An 18,913-nucleotide genomic window follows, 5' to 3' on the forward strand; every position below is an offset into this window, starting at 1 on the left:
AATAACCTCCCTTTTGCCTGCGCAAAGCTGGGGCTGTGTCCTGCCTGTGCGGTAAGTTATTGAATTAGAAAGCAATTGCCTTGAAAGAGGCAGCCTGGTGAGAGTCCCTATGAAAGCAGGTTTGTACCGTCCTGATGAGTTCAAGGATAACTGCGGCTTCGGCCTGATCGCCCATATGCAGGGCGAGGCGAGCCATCACCTGCTGCAGACCGCTATTGAAGCGCTGACCTGCATGACCCACCGCGGTGGGATCAATGCCGATGGTAAGACCGGTGATGGCTGCGGCCTTTTGATTCAGAAGCCTGATGCCTTTTTACGCGCCATCGCGCAAGAAAACTTCAGCGTCGAGCTGCCCAAGCAATATGCCGTGGGTATGGTGTTTCTGAACCAGGACTCGGCGAAAGCCGAAGCCGCCCGCGAGAACATGAACCGTGAAATCCTGGCCGCTGGCTTGCAGCTTATCGGTTGGCGCAAAGTGCCGATCGATACCAGCGTGCTTGGTCGCCTGGCGCTTGAGCGCCTGCCGCAAATCGAGCAGGTGTTTGTCGGCGGCGAGGGTCTGTCCGACCAGGAGTTCGCCATCAAGCTGTTCAGCGCCCGTCGCCGCTCTTCGGTGACCAATGCTGCGGACAGCGAGCACTACATTTGCAGTTTTTCGCACAAGACCATCATCTATAAAGGCCTGATGATGCCGGCCGATCTGCAACAGTTCTACCCGGATCTGGGTGATCAGCGTTTGCAGACCGGTATTTGCGTGTTCCACCAGCGCTTTTCCACCAACACCCTGCCGAAGTGGCCGTTGGCGCAGCCGTTCCGCTTCCTCGCCCACAACGGCGAGATCAACACCATCACCGGCAACCGCAACTGGGCACAGGCGCGTCGCACCAAGTTCAGCAACGGCTTGCTTGCCGATCTGGACGAGTTGGGGCCGTTGGTCAACCGTGTGGGGTCCGACTCCTCGAGCATGGACAACATGCTTGAACTGATGGTCACCGGCGGCATCGACCTGTTCCGCGGCGTGCGCATGATCATTCCGCCGGCCTGGCAGAACGTCGAGACCATGGACGCCGACCTGCGCGCGTTCTATGAGTACAACTCCATGCACATGGAGCCGTGGGACGGCCCGGCCGGTGTGGTGCTGACCGACGGTCGTTATGCTGTCTGCCTGCTCGACCGCAATGGCCTGCGCCCGGCGCGCTGGGTCACTACCAAGAATGGCTATATCACCCTCGCCTCGGAAATCGGTGTGTGGGATTACCAGCCTGAAGATGTGATCGCCAAGGGGCGTGTCGGCCCGGGACAGATCCTCGCGGTGGATACCGAGACCGGCCAGGTGCTGAGCACCGACGACATCGACAATCGCCTGAAGTCGCGTCACCCCTACAAACAGTGGCTGCGCAAGAATGCGCTGCGCATCCAGGCGACCATGGAAGATAACGACCATGGTTCGGCGTTCTACGATGCCGATCAGCTCAAGCAATACATGAAGATGTACCAGGTCACCTTTGAGGAGCGTGATCAGGTGCTGCGCCCTTTGGCCGAGCAAGGCCAGGAAGCGGTCGGGTCGATGGGCGACGATACGCCGATGGCCGTGCTCAGCCAGCGTGTGCGTTCGCCGTTCGATTACTTCCGTCAGCAGTTCGCTCAGGTCACCAACCCGCCGATCGACCCGCTGCGCGAAGCCATCGTCATGTCGTTGGAGATTTGCCTCGGGGCCGAGCGCAATATCTTCGAAGAGTCGCCGGAGCATGCCACTCGGGTGATCCTTAGCTCGCCGGTGATTTCTCCGGCCAAGTGGCGCGCGCTGATGACCCTGGATCGTCCAGGCTTCGAGCGTCAGCTGATCGACATGAACTACGACGAGTCCATCGGGCTCGAGGCGGCCGTGCGCAATATGGCCGACCAGGCCGAGGAAGCGGTACGCGCGGGCAAAACGCTGCTGGTGCTGAGCGACCGGCATATCGCTCCGGGCAAGCTGCCGGCGCATGCGTCGCTGGTGACCGGCGCGGTGCATCATCGCCTGACCGAGAAAGGCCTGCGTTGCGATTGCAACATCCTGGTCGAGACCGCAACTGCGCGCGACCCGCATCACTATGCCGTGCTGCTTGGCTTCGGCGCGTCGGCGGTCTATCCGTTCCTCGCTTACGAAGTGCTCGGCGACCTGATCCGCACCGGCGAAGTGCTGGGCGATCTGTATGAAGTGTTCAAGTACTACCGCAAGGGCATCTCCAAGGGTTTGCTGAAGATTCTCTCGAAGATGGGTATTTCCACCGTGGCCTCGTACCGCGGTGCCCAGCTGTTCGAAGCGGTTGGCCTGGCCGACGAAGTGGTCGAACTGAGCTTCCGTGGCGTTGCCAGCCGGATCAAGGGCGCGCGCTTCGTCGACATCGAGGCCGAGCAGAAGCTGCTGGCTAATGAGGCGTGGAACAACCGCAAGTCGATCCAGCAAGGTGGCCTGCTCAAGTTCGTCTACGGCGGCGAGTACCATGCCTACAACCCGGACGTGGTCAACACCCTGCAAGCCGCCGTGCAGCAAGGCAGCTACGAGAAATACAAGGAATACAGCGCGCTGGTGGATACCCGCCCGGTGTCGATGATCCGCGATCTGCTCCAGCTGAAACTGGCCGAGCAGCCGCTGAGCCTCGACGAGATCGAGCCGCTGGATGCCATTCTCAAGCGCTTCGACTCCGCCGGCATTTCTCTCGGCGCGCTGTCGCCGGAGGCCCACGAAGCCATCGCCGAGGCGATGAACCGCCTGGGCGCGCGCTCCAACTCTGGTGAGGGCGGCGAAGATCCGGCCCGTTACGGCACCGTGCGCAGCTCGAAGATCAAGCAGGTGGCCACTGGCCGCTTTGGTGTGACCCCGGAATACCTGGTCAACGCCGAAGTGCTGCAGATCAAGGTTGCCCAGGGCGCCAAGCCCGGTGAGGGCGGCCAGTTGCCGGGTGGCAAGGTAAACGGTCTGATCGCCAAGCTGCGTTACGCCGTGCCAGGCGTGACCCTGATTTCGCCACCGCCGCACCACGACATCTACTCCATCGAAGACCTGGCGCAGCTGATCTATGACCTCAAGCAGGTCAATCCGCAGGCGCTGGTCTCGGTCAAACTGGTGGCGGAAGCCGGTGTCGGGACTATCGCCGCTGGCGTGGCCAAGGCCTATGCCGACCTGATCACCATCTCCGGCTACGACGGCGGCACCGGCGCATCGCCGCTGACCTCGATCAAGTACGCCGGTGCGCCGTGGGAACTCGGCCTGGCCGAAACCCACCAGACCCTGCGCGGTAACGACCTGCGCGGCAAAGTGCGGGTGCAGACCGACGGCGGCCTGAAAACTGGTCTCGACGTGATCAAGGCAGCCATCCTCGGCGCCGAAAGCTTCGGCTTCGGCACGGCGCCGATGATCGCCTTGGGCTGCAAATACCTGCGCATCTGTCACCTGAACAACTGCGCCACCGGCGTGGCTACGCAGAACGACAAGCTGCGTAAGGATCACTTCATCGGCACCGTCGAAATGGTGATGAACTTCTTCACCTACGTCGCCGAAGAGACTCGCGAGTGGCTGGCCAAGCTCGGCGTACGTAGCCTGGAAGAGCTGATCGGGCGTACCGATTTGCTGGACATGCTGCCCGGCGAGACGGAAAAGCAGCGGCACCTCGACCTATCGCCGCTGCTCGGCAGCGACCACATTCCGGCGGATAAGCCGCAGTTCTGTCAGGTTGAGCGCAATCCGCCGTTCGACCAAGGCCTGCTGGCCGAGAAGATGGTCGAGTTGGCCAAGTCGGCGATCGATGCCGCCAGTGGTGCCGAATTCGATCTGGAAATCTGCAACTGCGACCGTTCCATCGGTGCTCGTGTATCCGGCGAAATCGCCCGCGTGCATGGCAACCAGGGCATGGTCAAGGCGCCGATCACTTTCCGCTTCAAGGGCACTGCTGGGCAGAGCTTTGGCGTGTGGAACGCTGGCGGCCTGAATATGTACCTGGAAGGCGATGCCAACGACTACGTCGGCAAAGGCATGACCGCCGGCAAGCTGGTCATCGTGCCGCCGCAAGGCAGCCCGTTCAAAACTCAGGACAGCGCCATCATCGGCAATACCTGCCTGTACGGCGCCACCGGCGGCAAGCTGTTCGCCGCGGGCACCGCAGGCGAGCGCTTCGCCGTGCGTAACTCCGGCGCCCATGCGGTGGTGGAAGGCACGGGCGACCATTGCTGCGAATACATGACCGGCGGTTTCGTCTGCGTGCTGGGCAAGACTGGCTACAACTTCGGCTCGGGCATGACCGGCGGTTTCGCCTACGTGCTCGACCTGGACAACAGCTTCTACGACCGCGTTAACCACGAACTGGTGGAGATCCAGCGGATCAACAACGAGTCGATGGAAGCCTACCGTAGCCATCTGCAACGCGTGCTCGCCGAGTACGTTCAGGAAACTGCCAGTGAGTGGGGTCGCAACCTCCTGGAAAACCTGGACGACTACCTGCGTAAGTTCTGGCTGGTCAAACCGAAGGCGGCAAGCCTGAAGTCGCTGCTCTCCAGCACCCGTGCCAATCCACAATAATGCGCGCCTGCAGTAGTTTGATGAGGTTTTGCAATGACTGAACGTCTGAATAATGACTTCCAGTTCATCGAAGTCGGGCGCAAAGACCCGAAGAAGAAGCTGTTGCGTCAACGCAAGAAAGAGTTCGTCGAGATTTACGACAACTTCAAACCGGCCCAGGCCGCGGACCAGGCGCACCGTTGCCTGGGCTGCGGTAACCCGTATTGCGAATGGAAGTGCCCGGTGCACAACTTCATTCCCAACTGGTTGAAGCTGGTGTCCGAGGGCAATATCCTCGCCGCTGCCGAGTTGAGCCACCAGACCAACACCCTGCCGGAAGTCTGCGGCCGCGTGTGTCCGCAGGACCGTCTGTGCGAGGGTGCGTGCACCCTTAACGACGGCTTCGGCGCGGTGACCATCGGCTCGGTGGAGAAGTACATCACCGACACGGCGTTTGCCATGGGCTGGCGTCCGGATATGTCGCGCGTGGTGCCGACCGGCAAGCGCGTCGCCGTCATCGGTGCCGGTCCTGCTGGCCTGGGCTGTGCCGACGTACTGGTGCGTAACGGCGTGACCCCGGTGGTGTTCGACAAGAACCCGGAAATCGGCGGTCTGCTGACCTTCGGTATCCCCGAGTTCAAGTTGGAGAAGAGCGTGCTGAGCAATCGCCGCGAAGTCTTCACCGGCATGGGCGTCGAGTTCCGCTTGAACACCGAGATCGGCACAGACATCACCATGCAGCAGCTGCTGGATGAGTACGATGCCGTCTTCATGGGCATGGGCACCTACACCTATATGAAGGGCGGCTTCCCCGGTGAAGACCTGCCGGGCGTTACCGATGCGCTGGATTTCCTGATCGCCAACGTCAATCGCAACCTCGGTTTCGAGAAGAACGCGGCAGACTTTATCGACATGAAGGGCAAGCGCATCGTCGTCCTCGGCGGCGGCGACACCGCGATGGACTGCAACCGCACCTCGATCCGTCAGGGCGCCAAGTCGGTCACCTGCGCCTATCGCCGCGACGAAGAGAACATGCCGGGCTCGCGCAAGGAAGTGAAGAACGCCAAGGAAGAAGGGGTGAAATTCCTCTTTAACCGTCAGCCCATCGCCATCGTCGGTGAGGACAAGGTCGAGGGCGTGAAAGTGGTCGAGACCCGTCTCGGCGCACCGGATGCCCGTGGCCGTCGCAGCCCCGAGCCGATCCCCGGTTCCGAGGAAATCATTCCGGCCGAAGCCGTGCTGATCGCCTTCGGTTTCCGTCCAAGCCCGGCGTCCTGGTTCGAGCAGTTCGAAATCCAGACCGATAGCCAGGGCCGCGTGGTGGCACCGGAGCAGAGCCAGTTCAAGCACCAGACCAGCAACCCGAAGATCTTCGCCGGTGGCGACATGGTCCGTGGTTCCGACCTGGTGGTGACGGCGATCTTTGAGGGGCGGAACGCCGCCGAAGGGATTCTCGACTATCTCGGCGTCTGATCTGCCGCTGTTGGCGTAGGATGGGTTGAGCACAGCGATACCCATCGCCGCGTTGATGGGTAACGCCTTCGGCTAACCCATCCTACGGTTCTGCGGCTCTCGCAAGGCGAGGCAAATTGTCGCAATGGATAAAAGGCACGGCACTCGCCGTGCCTTTTGTTTTTTGCTTTGCGACAATGGCCCATCTTTTCACCTGTGGGCGGAGGATTACGCCGCGCTGCGGCTAATCCACCCTACAAAATGCCCGCACTTTTTCGCTGACTACTTTTCTCAGGAACTGCCATGACCGCCCTGAAGAACGATCGCTTCCTCCGCGCCCTGCTCAAGCAACCCGTCGACGTGACCCCGGTCTGGATGATGCGCCAGGCCGGGCGTTATCTGCCGGAGTACCGCGCCAGCCGGGCCAAGGCCGGCGACTTCATGGGGCTGATGATGAACCCCGAGTTCGCCTGCGAAGTCACCTTGCAGCCGCTGGACCGTTATCCGCAGCTCGACGCAGCGATCCTCTTCTCCGACATCCTGACCATTCCGCATGCCATGGGTCAGGGCCTGTACTTCGAGACCGGCGAGGGGCCGCGTTTCAAGAAGGTCATCAGCAGCGCCGCCGATATCGACGCCTTGCCGATCCCCGACCCGGAAAAAGACCTCGGTTACGTGATGGACGCCGTGCGCACCATCCGCCGTGCGTTGAATGGCCGTGTACCGCTGATCGGTTTCTCCGGCAGCCCCTGGACCCTGGCCACCTACATGGTTGAAGGCGGCTCGTCGAAGGATTTCCGCAAGTCCAAGGCCATGCTCTACGACAACCCGCAGGCCATGCACGCGTTGCTCGACAAACTGGCGCAGTCGGTCACCAGCTACCTCAACGGGCAGATCAAGGCCGGCGCCCAGGCGGTGCAGATCTTCGATACCTGGGGCGGCAACCTGTCGTCGGCGGCGTACCAGGAGTTCTCTCTGGCCTATATGCAGAAGATCGTCGATGGCCTGATCCGCGAGCATGACGGGCGCAAGGTGCCGGTGATCCTGTTCACCAAGAACGGCGGCCTGTGGCTGGAGTCCATGGCCGCAACCGGTGCCGACGCGCTGGGCCTGGATTGGACCTGCGAGATTGGCGACGCCCGCCGCCGCGTGGGCAGCCAGGTCGCCCTGCAAGGCAACATGGACCCGACCACGCTGTACGCCAAACCGGCGGCAATCCGCGCCGAAGTGGCGCGTATCCTCGCCAGCTACGGCACAGGCAGCGGCCATGTGTTCAACCTCGGCCACGGCATCACCCCGGAAGTCGACCCGGCCCACGCCGGCGCCTTCCTCGAGGCGGTGCACGAGTTGTCGGCGCAGTACCACGTGTGATGCCACAAGGGCCGCTGTTGCGGCCCTTGTGCTATCTGCCGCGGGAGAAATACTTGGCGGGACGGGTCATTGGGTGACCAAACACCTCGCCCTTGTCATGCGCTTTGCATAGAATCCAAGACCATTCGGATCAGGGAGGTGTGATATGCGGCGCGTGGTTTTCAATCAGAAGGGTGGTGTGGGCAAGTCCAGCATCGCCTGCAACCTGGCGGCGGTGAGCGCTTCTCAGGGCTATCGCACGTTGTTGGTCGATCTGGATGCACAGGCTAATTCCACGCACTACCTGACCGGCCTGACCGGCGATGAAATCCCCATGGGCATCGCCGAGTTCTTCAAGCAGACGCTGTCCAGCGGACCGTTTGCCAAGAAAGGCAAGGTGGATATCTACGAGACGCCGTTCGATAACCTGCATGTGGTCACCGCTACCGCCGAATTGGCCGATCTGCAGCCCAAACTTGAGGCTAAACACAAGATCAACAAGCTGCGCAAATTGCTTGAGGAGCTTGGCGAAGACTACGAGCGCATCTACCTCGATACGCCGCCAGCGCTGAATTTCTATACGGTTTCTGCACTGATCGCCGCTGATCGTGTGCTGATTCCCTTCGATTGCGACAGCTTTTCGCGTAATGCGTTGTATGGCCTGTTGCAGGAAATCGAGGAACTCAAGGAAGACCATAACGAAGGGCTGTCCGTGGAGGGCATCGTGGTCAACCAGTTCCAGCCGCGCGCCACCCTGCCGCAGCAGTTGCTCGATGAATTGCTCGCCGAGGGCTTGCCGGTGCTGCCGGTGAACCTGATGAGTTCGGTGCGCATGCGCGAATCGCATCAGGCCTGTACGCCGCTGATTTATCTGGATGCACGGCACAAGCTGACCCAGCAATTCGTCGAGCTGCATGATTTGCTGAATAACGCGGATTAGCTGGCCTTGCTGGTCGCCGTTGTTAGCGCTGCGGCGGGCGGGCAAAGCCTTTGCGCAGGTAGGTGGCGCGCGCATGGCGGAGAACTATCTGGGCGTAGGCATCCTGCTCGCGCAGCTGTTCCACGGCCTGCTTGAGCCGATTCAAGGTGTCGTCATCGGCGGTTTTGCGCGAATAGAACAACCAGAAGTGCTGTTCGCCCAATAGCAGCGGCTGGGAGAACTGTGCCTGGGTCAGGCCCATGCCTTCGGCCACGGTATAAATGCCCAGATCGGAACCAATCAGGCCATCCAGGCGACCGCTGACCACCATGGATAAACCCTGTTGGTAATTACTGAGCGGGTATTTGACGATTGCCGGGTCAGCGGCGAATGCGTCGTTGAAGTGGCCGCCGCGCATGACGCCGATGGTCAGGCCATGCAGGTCGTCGAATGTGCGCAGGCGCTGGCCGGCGGCGGCAAGCACGATGACCTGCAGCGGAAAAATCGGCGCCACCTTGATCGCCGCCTCGCCCAGGGCGTCATTGTCGAAACGCAGGACAAAATCCGCACGGCCATATTTCAGCTCTACCACCGTGCGTGCATAAGGCAGCAGCACATTGCGCGAGGCGAATCCGGCCTGCGCAGCGATGCGATTGCCGATTTCGTACATGATGCCGTGTAACTGGCCATCCTCGCGCTGCATGCCGAACGGCGGGATGTCGATGGTGACGATGTTCAAGGGCCGCGTCGCCGGTTCGGCCACTGCAACCATGCAAAACAAAAAACCGAGCAGGATCAGTGCTCGGTTCAAGGCCGGTGTGGTGGGCGATTGGGCGGCGATCACGCAAGAAATCCTTGAGGCTCGGGAGTGAGCTCAGTCTAGCCTGGGATCGCTTCGATACCTCAGCGCACCACAAAAATGTCGCAGGGCGCTTTGTGCAGGAAATGCTGCGCCAGGCTGCCAAGCAGCGCCTGGGACAGTGCGCTGCGGCCGTGGCTGCCGAGTACCAGCAGTTCGCTGCGGCGGACTTTCAGCTGTTCTTGCAGGCCGCGCAGGATGCCGCCTTGCTGCACCGAATGGCTGATTGTTGGGCCGCCGGCCGGGAGGTTTTGCGCTTCGTCGTGCAGCAGTTGGTCGATCAGCGCCTGCTGGATTTGCAGCTGCGCGGCCATTTGTTGCGGCGTGCCTTTGTCCGGTTCGAAGACGTGCAGCGCATGCAGTTCCGCGGCGGCGGGCAATAGACGGTAACCCTGGCCCAGGGCGCTGCAGGCGCAAAGCGAGAAGTCGATGGCCGATAGCGCGCGTTGATAGGGCTGGAAGTCGTTGCGCGCCACCAGCAGCAAGGGCACGGGGCAATTGCGCGCGATGCGATCCAGGCTGGTGCCGGAGAAGAAGTCATGGCGCTGGTGATGCGCGCCGAGTACCAGCAGGTCGCAACCGAGCTCCTGCAGTTGCTGCAAGACCACTTCCGAGGGTTTGCCGCTAAGCATGCGCAGCTCGCTGCCGGAGGGTGCGTATTGGGTCAGGCTGCGGTCGAGGGTCTGCTGCGCCTGCTCGTGTTGCTGGCTGCTTTGGTTGGGGTCGAGTACGTGCAGAAGCGTCAGTTTGGCGTTGTGCTGGCGGGCCAGCTGGGTGGCGCGGCAGAGGGCCATATCGGCGGTGTCGCGCAAATCGTGGGCAATGAGGATATGGGTGAACATGGGGGAATTCTCCAGCCGATGCAGGTCGGCGTATTTATTATCCCCACAGGATTAGCTGGTGTTTTGACCTATAGCAAGGTCAGGTGTCAGCGCACGCGCAGTTGGTAAAGACCGCGGCTTTCCGCCACGACCTCACCGGTGTCGTCGGTCAGCTGCAACTCCAGCAGGTACTCGGCTTTGCCCACGCGCGCCGCTTCGCTTTGCAGCTGTTCGATCTGCGGCGCACTGAGCCGCGCGTCGACGCGGATGTCGCCCGTGGCGGGGCGCCGGAAGCGCAGGTTCATTTCCTTGATGATCGGGTAAAACCGCTGGCTGTCGAAGCTGGTGAGAAACAGCGCGCCGCCGGGGATTTCCGCCAGGGTGAACAGGGCGCCGGCATACATGCTGCCGATGTGGTTCTGATTGCCGGCCAGTGGCATGTGCAGGCGCACATAGCCGGGTTCGAGGACTTCGGCCTTGAGGCCGCTGCGTTTGACGAAGGCGATCTGCTCTTCGGTGAGCTGGCGGACGAGTTCGACGGGCAGAGGCATGGCAATCACCGTTCTGGTTGGCTGGCAGCCAGCCTAATGGCTGGTTGGCGGCTTGCAACTGACCGTAAACGCCGCGGCGCTTGACCCTTTCGCTCAGGCGTCTTGATTGGCCAGCCAGGCCAGCAATTGCGCCAGCGGCATGGCGCCGCTTTGCCGGGCGATTTCGGCGCCGTTGCGCAGCAGGAGCAAACTCGGAATCGAGCGGATGCTCAGTTGTCCGGCTAGTTGTGGATGCGCTTCGCTGTCCAGCTTGGCCAGACGGTAGCGCCCTTGCAACTGTTTGGCGGCCTGGTTGAAGGTCGGTGCGAACGCCTGGCAGGGCCCGCACCAACTGGCCCAGACATCCACCAGCAGCGGCAGGTCGCCCTTGAGCTGGCTGGCGAAATTGGCCTGGGTCAGCTCAAACGGAGTGTCCGGGAGCACCATCGCCTTGCAGCGCCCGCAGCGCGGGGTATCGCCGAGGCGCTCGGCGGGGATGCGGTTGAGGCCGTTGCAGGCCGGGCACGGAATCAGCAGAGGGTCGTGCATGACGGGCTCCAGGTGCGCGCCAGCCACGGTGTGCGGCTGTTCGCGCGAAGATCAAGGCCATCGATCGATAGCGGCGAGACTAGCCGCACGCTATGACTCACAGCGCTACCAGCGGCCAGACCCGCGGGATCACCAGCATGGCGACGAACACCATGAGGATGTTCAGCGGTATGCCGATGCGCATGAAGTCGCTGAAACGGTAACCGCCGGCGTTGTAGACGAAGGTGTTGGTTTGATAGCCGATTGGCGTGGCGAAGCTGACGCTGGCGGCGAACATCACCGCGACGACGAACGGCCGTGGATCGAGGCCCAGGCTCTGGGCGATGCCGATGGCCACGGGCGTGATCAACACGGCGACGGCGTTATTGGAGAGGATCTCGGTGAGTACGGTGGTCAGCAGGTAGACAAAGCCGAGGATCATCAGTGGGCTGGCGTTCGGCACGGCGGCCATGCTGCGTTCGACGATCAGGTCGATCAGACCGACCTTGTCCATGGCGATGCTGATCGCCAGCATGCCGAAAATCAGGCTGAGGATTTTCCAATCGACGGCTTTATAGGCATCGTCGACTTCCAGGCAGCGGGTGGCCACCACGGTCACCGCGGCGATCAGCGCCAGGCCTTCGATCGGCATCAGCTCGAAGGCGGCCAGCAGCATCACGGCCAGGGTGGCGATAATCGCGATCGGCGCCTTGTCGCGACGGTAGGCGCGCTCTTGCACGGTGTTCAGACTGATCAGTTCGCCGTTCTCGGCAAAGCGCTTGATTTGCGCCGGCGTGCCTTCGACCAGCATCACATCGCCGAATTGCAGGTGCAGGTCGTCGAGGTTGCCCTGGATGTTTTCGTCCTGACGGTGCACGGCGAGCACGGCGATGCCATAGCGTGCGGTGAGGTCGAGGTCGCGCATCGGGCGGTGGCTGTAGCGCGAGTTACGCCCGACGATGGCTTCGGCGAGGATCACGTCGTGGCTGCTGATGGTTTCGAAGGCATCGCTGCGGTTGAAGCTCAGGTGGCCGCTTTCCCGCAACTCGACCACGTCCTTGACCTGGCCATGCAGCACCAATTGGTCGCCGGCGGCGAGCAGGGTGTCGTGGGCTGGCTCGGTGAACTCTTGCTCTTCGCGGAAGATCTTCAGTACCTGCAAGCCGCTGCCGCCGTTGAGGTTGGCTTCGTGCAGGGTCTTGCCGATTACCGGTGAGTCGTGCGGCACCAGCAGTTCGGTCATGAAGGTGCGGCCGAGGTCCGGGCGCAGTTGCTTGGACAGGGTGTCGCGATCGGGCAGCAGGCGGTTGCTGAACAGCATCAGGTAGACGAAGCCGACCCCGGCGAAGACCAGCGCCGCGGGGGTGATTTCGAACATGCCGAAGGGTTCGAGGCCGGCTTTGCGCGCCACGCCGTCGACCAGAATATTGGTCGAGGTGCCGATCATGGTCAGCATGCCGCCGAGTACGGTGGCGTAGGACAGCGGGATCAGCAGCTTCGACGGTGAGCTGTGCGCGCGCTTGGCCAGGGCGATGGCCACCGGCGTGAGAATCGCCACCACCGGGGTATTGTTGAGGAACGCGGAAATCACCAGCGCGGTGATCATCAAGCCAGCCAGTACGCGTACCGGGCTGTCGCCGACCAGGTTACCCAGCCAGTTGCCCAGGGCATCGATGCAGCCGGTGCGCTCCAGCGCGGCGGACAGGACAAACATGCAGGCGATGGTCACGGGGGCCGAATTGCTGAGCACGCCAAGCACTTCGCCGGGGCTGAGTATCTGCGTCACCAGCAAGGCGGCGACAGCAATCGCCGCCACCACATCCGGGCTCCATTTTTCGCGAACGAAGGACACCAGCAGCCAGACCAGTAGGGCGGCAACGAACAACAGCGGCAGTGAATCCCAGAACATGAACGTCCTTAGCGTGCGAATCTCGTGTGAGGTATCGGGCACGCCAGGCGGCGGCCACGCAAGGTCGCCAAGATAGTGGGCTTTGCTTAGAGAGTCTAAGAATGTTTGAGAAGGTTTATATGCCTTTTCGATTTAACTGATAAGGCTGTACCGCCCGCTCTGCGGCGCACTGTTGCTGGTCGCGGCTGGCGGGCGCGGCTAGGCTCGGGGTTTGCGTGAGGAGGGCGGCGTATGCGCCAGTTAGGCATTCTCGGTGGCATGAGTTGGGAGTCCACGGCGAGCTATTACCGCCTGCTCAATCAGGGGGTGCGCGAGCACATGGGCGGTCTGCATTCCGCGCCGCTGTTGTTGCACTCGCTGGACTTTGCCGAGGTCGCCGCGCTGCAAGCGCGCGGCGAATGGTCGGCCGCTGGCGCCTTGCTCGCCGCAGCCGCACAGCGGCTTGAGGGCGCGGGGGCAACGGCTCTGTTGCTGGCCACCAACACCATGCACAAGGTGGCACCGGCCATCGAGGTGGCCGTGGCTATTCCGCTGCTGCATATCGGTGACGCGGTCGGGCAGGCGTTGCAGCGCCAGGGCGTGCAGCGGGCGGCGCTGCTCGGTACACGGTTCACCATGCAGGAGGCGTTCTACCGCGAGCGTCTGGCCGAGCGTTACGGTATTTCGGTGATCGTGCCCACTGCCGCGCAGATGGCCGAAGTCGACCGGGTGATCTTCGCTGAGTTATGCCAGGGCGTGTTCTCGGCCGCCGCCCGGGCGTTTTATCTGGAGTGCCTGGCGCAGTTGCGCGGGCAAGGCGCCGAGGTGGCGATTCTCGGCTGCACCGAAATCGGTCTGTTGCTGGAGGGCGTGCAGGCACCGTTGCCGTTACTCGACAGCGCCGAGTTGCATGTGGCGATGGGGCTGGATTGGCTGCTGGGCACGTAGGCCGATCTATGCCGTAACGGGCAACGGCTGGACAAGGCTTAGCCATGTCCAGCCTACGACGAATAGCGTGTAGGGAGCTCGGATGACCCGACGATGGGTATCGCTACGCTCAACGCCATCCTACGTAAGCGCGGAGCGCCAGCGGTTCAGGACGAGCAGCTGATTGCCAGGTGTTTGCCCCAGTCCGGTGGGCGCTGGGCGAAGCGTTCTTGGCCCGGCTGTTCGTCGAATGGGCGGCTGAGTACCGCGTGCAGCTCGCGCACTGGCGCGTAATCGCCCTGTTCGGCGGCCTCGATGGCCTGTTGTGCCAGGTAGTTGCGCAGGATGTACTTGGGGTTGACCGCGTGCATGCGGGCTTGGCGCGCGTCCTGGTCGTCGCCGTCGCGCGCGCTGCGTGTGCGGTAGTCGGCGGCCCAGGCATCGAAACCGGCGAGGTCGCTGAAGTCCTCGCGCAAGCGTGCCAGTGCCTGCGGCGCGGTACTGGCGCCCAGTTCGCGGAAGAAGCGGGTGTAGTCCACCGCGCCGCTTTGCATCAGTTGCAGCAGGCGTTGGATCAGCGTGTCGTCGCCGTCATCGGCCGTCAGCCAGCCAAGGCGCTGGCGCATCAGGTCGCGGTAGTGCGCCTGGTACAGCGGCAGGAACAACCCGAGCAGCTCGCGCAAGACCTCGACGCTGACCAATGGCGTCAGCGCCTGGCCAAGCGCGGCGAGGTTCCACTGGGCGATGGGCACCTGATTGCTGAAGGCGTAACGACCGCTGTCATCCGAGTGGTTGCAGATGAAGTTGGCATCGAAATCGTCGAGGAAGGCATATGGGCCGTAGTCGAAGGTGATGCCGAGGATCGACATGTTGTCGCTGTTCATCACCCCGTGGCAGAAGCCATAGGCCTGCCAGTAGGCGATCAGCTGCGCGTTGCGTTCGAGCACCTCGCGGAACATCGCCTGATACGGTTCGGCCTGGGTCAGGCAGGCGGGAAAATGGCAGCTCAATACATGCTCGCCGAGCTGTTTGAGCAGCTCGTGTTGCTGGGTGTAATAGAAATACTCGAAGTGGCCGAAGCGCACATGGCTGGGGGCCAGGCGCAGCACCATCGCCGCGCTTTCCTGCTGTTCCCGCCACACCGGGGTGCTCGAACCAGTCACGCACAGGGCGCGCGAGGTGGGCATGCCGAGGGCGTGCAGGTGTTCGCTGGCGAGGAACTCGCGGATCGAGCTGCGCAGCACCGCGCGCCCGTCGCCCATGCGCGAGTATGGCGTTTGCCCGGCGCCCTTGAGGTGCAGGTCCCAGTGTTCACCGGCATCGTTAAGCACCTCGCCGAGCAGCAGGCCGCGGCCGTCGCCGAGGCGCGGGTTGTAGCTGCCGAACTGGTGCCCGGAATAGACCATGGCCCGTGGTTCCGCGTCGCTCCACAGCTTGTGCCCGCTGAACACTTCGGCGAACACCGCGCTTTCGGCTTCGCTGGGGTCGAGGTCGAGCAGGGCCATGGCTGCGCTGCTGGCGACCACCAGGCGCGGCTCGGCGATCGGCTCGGGCAGCACTTGGGTGGAAAAGCCATCGCCGAGGCGGGCAAAGCGGTTGTCGAAGATCAGGTCGGTGAGCGACTTCAAGGCAACCCTCCAGCGGGGCAAGGCGGCCGCGTGGTGTACACGCCTGCCAGGGATCGAGGTTCTGGCCAGGCACGCGGCCCTGGCCAGAACGGACGGTTTACCGCGGGTCGATGGCCGGTGTGGTTGGCGTGATCGGGTCCTGCTCGGTTTTGCTTGGCGGGGCGACAGTGGTCTGCCCGCTGCCCAGGTTGAGCTCCTGACCGTGCAGGTTTTTCACCATCACCTCGACCTGGTTGAAGGCCATCTCGACGTTGTTTTCGCGGAAGCTCATGGCGATCCGCGTGAGGATTTCGTCGGTCGCCGCGTTGCGGTCGCCCAACTCGCGCACGTGGAAGCGCAACTCGTAGTCGAAGGTGCTGGGGCTGATCGTCAGGAAGAACAGCAGCGGCTCGGGGTCGCGCAGCACCCGCGGGTTTTCCACGGCGGCCTGCATCATCAGCTTACGCGCCAGCGGCAAGTCGGTCTCGTAGGCTACGCCGACCTTGATGATCACGCGGGTGACCGTGTCGTTCAGCGACCAGTTGATCAACTGGTCGGTGACGAAGGTCTTGTTCGGCACGATGATTTCTTTGCGGTCGAAGTCGGTGATGGTGGTGGCGCGGATGCGGATCTTGCTCACCGTACCGGAGAGATTGCCGATGGTCACCACGTCGCCGATGCGCACCGGGCGCTCGAACAGAATGATCAGGCCGGAGATGAAGTTGGCGAAAATCTCCTGCAAACCAAAGCCCAGGCCGACCGAGAGTGCCGCCACCAGCCATTGCAGCTTGTCCCAGCTGACGCCGAGGGTCGACAGGGTGACCACGAAGCCGATGCCGACAATCAGGTAGGACAGCAGCGTGGTGGTGGCATAGGCGCTGCCTTGTGCCAGTTTCAGACGCGACAGCACCAGCACTTCGAGCAGGCCCGGCAGGTTGCGGCCCAGGGCCACGGTGATGCCGACGATGACCAGGGCGCCGAGTACATCGCTGAGGCTGATCGGCACCAGGCTGGCGGTTTCGCCGGTGCCCGTGCTGTATTCGTAGAGGCTGATGTTATCCAGGTAGGCGAACACCGAAATCAGGTCGGACCAGACCCAGTACAACCCGGCGATAAAGGCGCCCAGCAAGGCCAGACGGATCAGTCGCAGCGATTGCTGGTTGACCTGCTCGATGTCCAGCGTGGGTTCTTCGATAACCACTTCGGCGCCCTCGCCACTGCCTTCCTTGGCCTGCGCCAGGCGCTTGGCCGTGGCGCGCTGGTAAGCCAGGCGCCTGGCCGCGACACCCAGGCCGCGGATAAAGGCCGCCTCGACCACCAGCCAGATCATCAGCAGGTACAGCGTGTCGATCAAGCGGTCGCTGAGTTTCAGCGCGGTGTAGTAGTAGCCGAAGCCCACCGCGACGATCAGTGCCAGCGGCAACAGGCTGAACGCCAGGCCGATCAGCATGCGGAAGGCCGAGGCGTGCTCACGGGCTGGGCCGCTCAGCAGCAGTTTGTGCAGCAGCCAGGCCATCAGGCCATAGCAGGTCAGCACCACGGCAATGCCGATCACGTCTTCGGCCAGGCTGGCCGGTTGGTGCTCGGCGATGGTCACCACGCCGACCAGGGCCATGGCCACCAGGCCCAAGTAGCGAATTTGCCGGTGCAGGAAGGCCACATGCGGACGTGACCAGCGGAAGTGCAGTTCGGCCACGCCACCCGGCGAGAGAATGCGGTAGATGGTGTAGAACACCAGCCAGGCTTCGGCCATTTCAAATAGCGCCGCGCCCAGGTTGACGTTCTGCCCGCGCGCGTCCATCTGCAGGGCGAAGCCGCACAGGCCGAGGAACAGCGTGCCGGGCAATGCCAGCAGGACGTTGAGGAGAATCGCCATCGGCGTGTGCAACTGACTGTCGCGCTTAAAGTGGCCGATGTCCGTATGCAGCTCGCCGAGCTTGCGGTACAGGTAACCGCGCTTCCACAGCAACACCCCGATCAACAGCAGCAGCGGTAAGAACAGCAGCGGCCGTTCGATCAGGCCCGCGCCCAGCTCACGCAGGTTGGAGCCCCAGGGCAGGTCGGCGATCTGTCGTTCGAGCAGGCGCGGTACGGCTTGGAACCAGTCGAGGTCCAGCGGCTTGTTGCTGGGAATCCAGAACATCTGCTCGTCCAGCGTGGTGCGCACGGTCTGCGCGGTGCTGTGCAGTTGCTTCTGGTTGAGTTGCAGGGTGATCGATTCATTGAGCAGCGTGTTGAGCTCGCGGTTGAGCCGGTCGAGCAGCTCGCGGCGGGTTTGCATCAGTTCGAGCAAGGTGGCTCGCAGCTCGGGCGTGACGGCGTCCGGGGGTTGCTTGGCGAGCAGTTGCTCGACGTATTCGCTGGGGTTGCCGACGGCTTCGCGCTGCTGATTCAGCTCGAACTGATAAAGGCGGATGTCGGCGATTTCATCGGTCAGGTTGCTGTCGAGTTCCAGCGTGGGCAGTGCCTGTTTTTGCTGGTAGAGGATCTTCGACAGCAGCAGGCTGCCTTGCAGCACGCTGATCTGCTCGTCCAGGGCCTGGTCGCTCTGGTTGAGCGCGTCCAGCTGTTGCTTGGTCTGCAGGTTCTGCTGGGCCAGCTGGCTGATCCGGTCGGTGGCGCGCAGCAGGTAGTCGGAGAGCTTGAGGTTGAGCGAGCTTTCGCTGGCCAGCAGGGTATCGGAGCCAGCCTTTTCCGCTTCGCGCGATTGCTCGGCAACGGTTTGTTCGGATTGCGCGCGGCGCTTTTCATTGATCAGCGACTGCAGGTCGAGCAGTTCTTGTTCCAGGCGCTTGATGCGCTCTTCGAGCAGGTCACGCTGGCTGCTGCCGAGGTCTTGCAGCAGGCTGTTGCCGGCCAGCTCCTGGCGCCGCAGCTGGGTTTGCGCGTCGAGCTGAGCCAGCTCGGCGCCGAGCAGGTCGCGGTGTTCGGCGGTCAGCGGTTTGCCGGCGTCTTTGCCGGTTTTCAGCGCGTTGTTGATCTCTTGGCTGCGCGTCTGGTTGCGGCTGATTTCCGCCTGGGCGCGTTCCGGGCGGGTTTGCGCGGTGATGATCAGGCTGTTGGCATCGATGATCTGCTTCTGCCAGTCGCCCAGTTGGTTATTGCGTTCGCTGAGCAATTGCTCCAGCTGCGGCACCTGGCTATTGGCATAGCGCTGGGCGATTGGCGTCGGCGGGCTGGCTTTCAGGCGCGTCAGTTCGCGTTGCACTTCGCCGATCAGCCGCGGCGCCTGGTCGAGCTGCTTTTTCAGGTCGCCCAGGCGCTTGATGCTGTCGGCCTGTTCGGTCAGCAAAGCCAGGGTTTTCTCCAGGGTTTGCTTGAGCGCCAGTTGCTCGGCTTCCGCCAGTTTACGATCGGCGAGGCTGTCCAGGCTGCGCTGCACATCGGCGCTTTTCGGCGGTTCGGCCGCCTGGGTCAGCGGGGTGCTCAGGCAAAGCCCGAGCAGGGCTACGGCTAAATAGGTACGTAAAGAGGGCATGGTCGCGATCGGGCGGC

12 protein-coding genes are annotated in these 18,913 nt (G+C 62.7%); 5 read left to right on the forward strand and 7 right to left on the reverse strand.

Features of this window, described 5'->3' with window-relative positions:
- Window positions 1-109: 109 nt before the first annotated feature.
- The 4 genes from gltB to B3M58_RS01560 all read left to right on the forward strand — a co-directional run bounded on the left by gltB (window position 110) and on the right by B3M58_RS01560 (window position 8,279).
- A complete protein-coding gene (gene gltB / locus B3M58_RS01545; RefSeq protein WP_296216789.1) occupies window positions 110-4,558 on the forward strand; it encodes a glutamate synthase large subunit in 4,449 nt (1,482 codons plus the stop codon).
- Window positions 4,559-4,591: 33 nt separating this feature from the next.
- Window positions 4,592-6,010: an FAD-dependent oxidoreductase gene (locus B3M58_RS01550; protein WP_296216790.1), complete on the forward strand. Its 1,419-nt coding sequence runs from the start codon at window positions 4,592-4,594 to the stop codon at window positions 6,008-6,010.
- A 282-nt stretch (window positions 6,011-6,292) separates the two neighbouring features.
- Entirely contained in the window at window positions 6,293-7,360 is a 1,068-nt protein-coding gene (gene hemE / locus B3M58_RS01555) for a uroporphyrinogen decarboxylase (protein ID WP_296216791.1), read from the forward strand.
- A gap of 145 nt (window positions 7,361-7,505) precedes the next feature.
- Entirely contained in the window at window positions 7,506-8,279 is a 774-nt protein-coding gene (locus B3M58_RS01560; RefSeq protein WP_296216792.1) for a ParA family protein, read from the forward strand.
- A gap of 22 nt (window positions 8,280-8,301) precedes the next feature.
- Here B3M58_RS01560 and B3M58_RS01565 read toward each other — a convergent pair whose 3' ends face one another.
- The 5 genes from B3M58_RS01565 to B3M58_RS01585 all read right to left on the reverse strand — a co-directional run bounded on the left by B3M58_RS01565 (window position 8,302) and on the right by B3M58_RS01585 (window position 12,905).
- A complete protein-coding gene (locus B3M58_RS01565; RefSeq protein WP_296216793.1) occupies window positions 8,302-9,102 on the reverse strand; it encodes a substrate-binding periplasmic protein in 801 nt (266 codons plus the stop codon).
- Between the two features lie 59 nt (window positions 9,103-9,161).
- Entirely contained in the window at window positions 9,162-9,959 is a 798-nt protein-coding gene (locus B3M58_RS01570; protein ID WP_296216794.1) for a universal stress protein, read from the reverse strand.
- 86 nt (window positions 9,960-10,045) lie between these two features.
- Window positions 10,046-10,489 (reverse strand): PaaI family thioesterase, encoded by a 444-nt coding sequence (locus B3M58_RS01575; RefSeq protein WP_296216795.1) that lies wholly within the window; start codon window positions 10,487-10,489, stop codon window positions 10,046-10,048.
- 93 nt (window positions 10,490-10,582) lie between these two features.
- A complete protein-coding gene (gene trxC / locus B3M58_RS01580; protein WP_296216796.1) occupies window positions 10,583-11,017 on the reverse strand; it encodes a thioredoxin TrxC in 435 nt (144 codons plus the stop codon).
- A gap of 97 nt (window positions 11,018-11,114) precedes the next feature.
- A complete protein-coding gene (locus tag B3M58_RS01585; RefSeq protein WP_296216797.1) occupies window positions 11,115-12,905 on the reverse strand; it encodes an SLC13 family permease in 1,791 nt (596 codons plus the stop codon).
- Between the two features lie 231 nt (window positions 12,906-13,136).
- Here B3M58_RS01585 and B3M58_RS01590 point away from each other — a divergent pair, with 231 nt between their 5' ends.
- A complete protein-coding gene (locus B3M58_RS01590) occupies window positions 13,137-13,832 on the forward strand; it encodes an aspartate/glutamate racemase family protein (RefSeq protein ID WP_296216798.1) in 696 nt (231 codons plus the stop codon).
- Window positions 13,833-13,978: 146 nt separating this feature from the next.
- Here the strand turns inward: B3M58_RS01590 and selO are convergent, their stop codons facing one another.
- Window positions 13,979-15,439, reverse strand: coding sequence for a protein adenylyltransferase SelO (selO, locus tag B3M58_RS01595; protein ID WP_296216799.1), 1,461 nt, complete (start codon window positions 15,437-15,439; stop codon window positions 13,979-13,981).
- A gap of 97 nt (window positions 15,440-15,536) precedes the next feature.
- On the reverse strand, window positions 15,537-18,896 hold the full coding sequence (gene mscK, locus B3M58_RS01600; protein WP_296216800.1) for a mechanosensitive channel MscK: 3,360 nt from the start codon (window positions 18,894-18,896) through the stop codon (window positions 15,537-15,539).
- Between the last annotated feature and the right edge of the window lie 17 nt (window positions 18,897-18,913).

Origin of the sequence: Pseudomonas sp. UBA2684 (assembly GCA_002354655.1) — a bacterium.
GTDB lineage: Bacteria > Pseudomonadota > Gammaproteobacteria > Pseudomonadales > Pseudomonadaceae > Aquipseudomonas.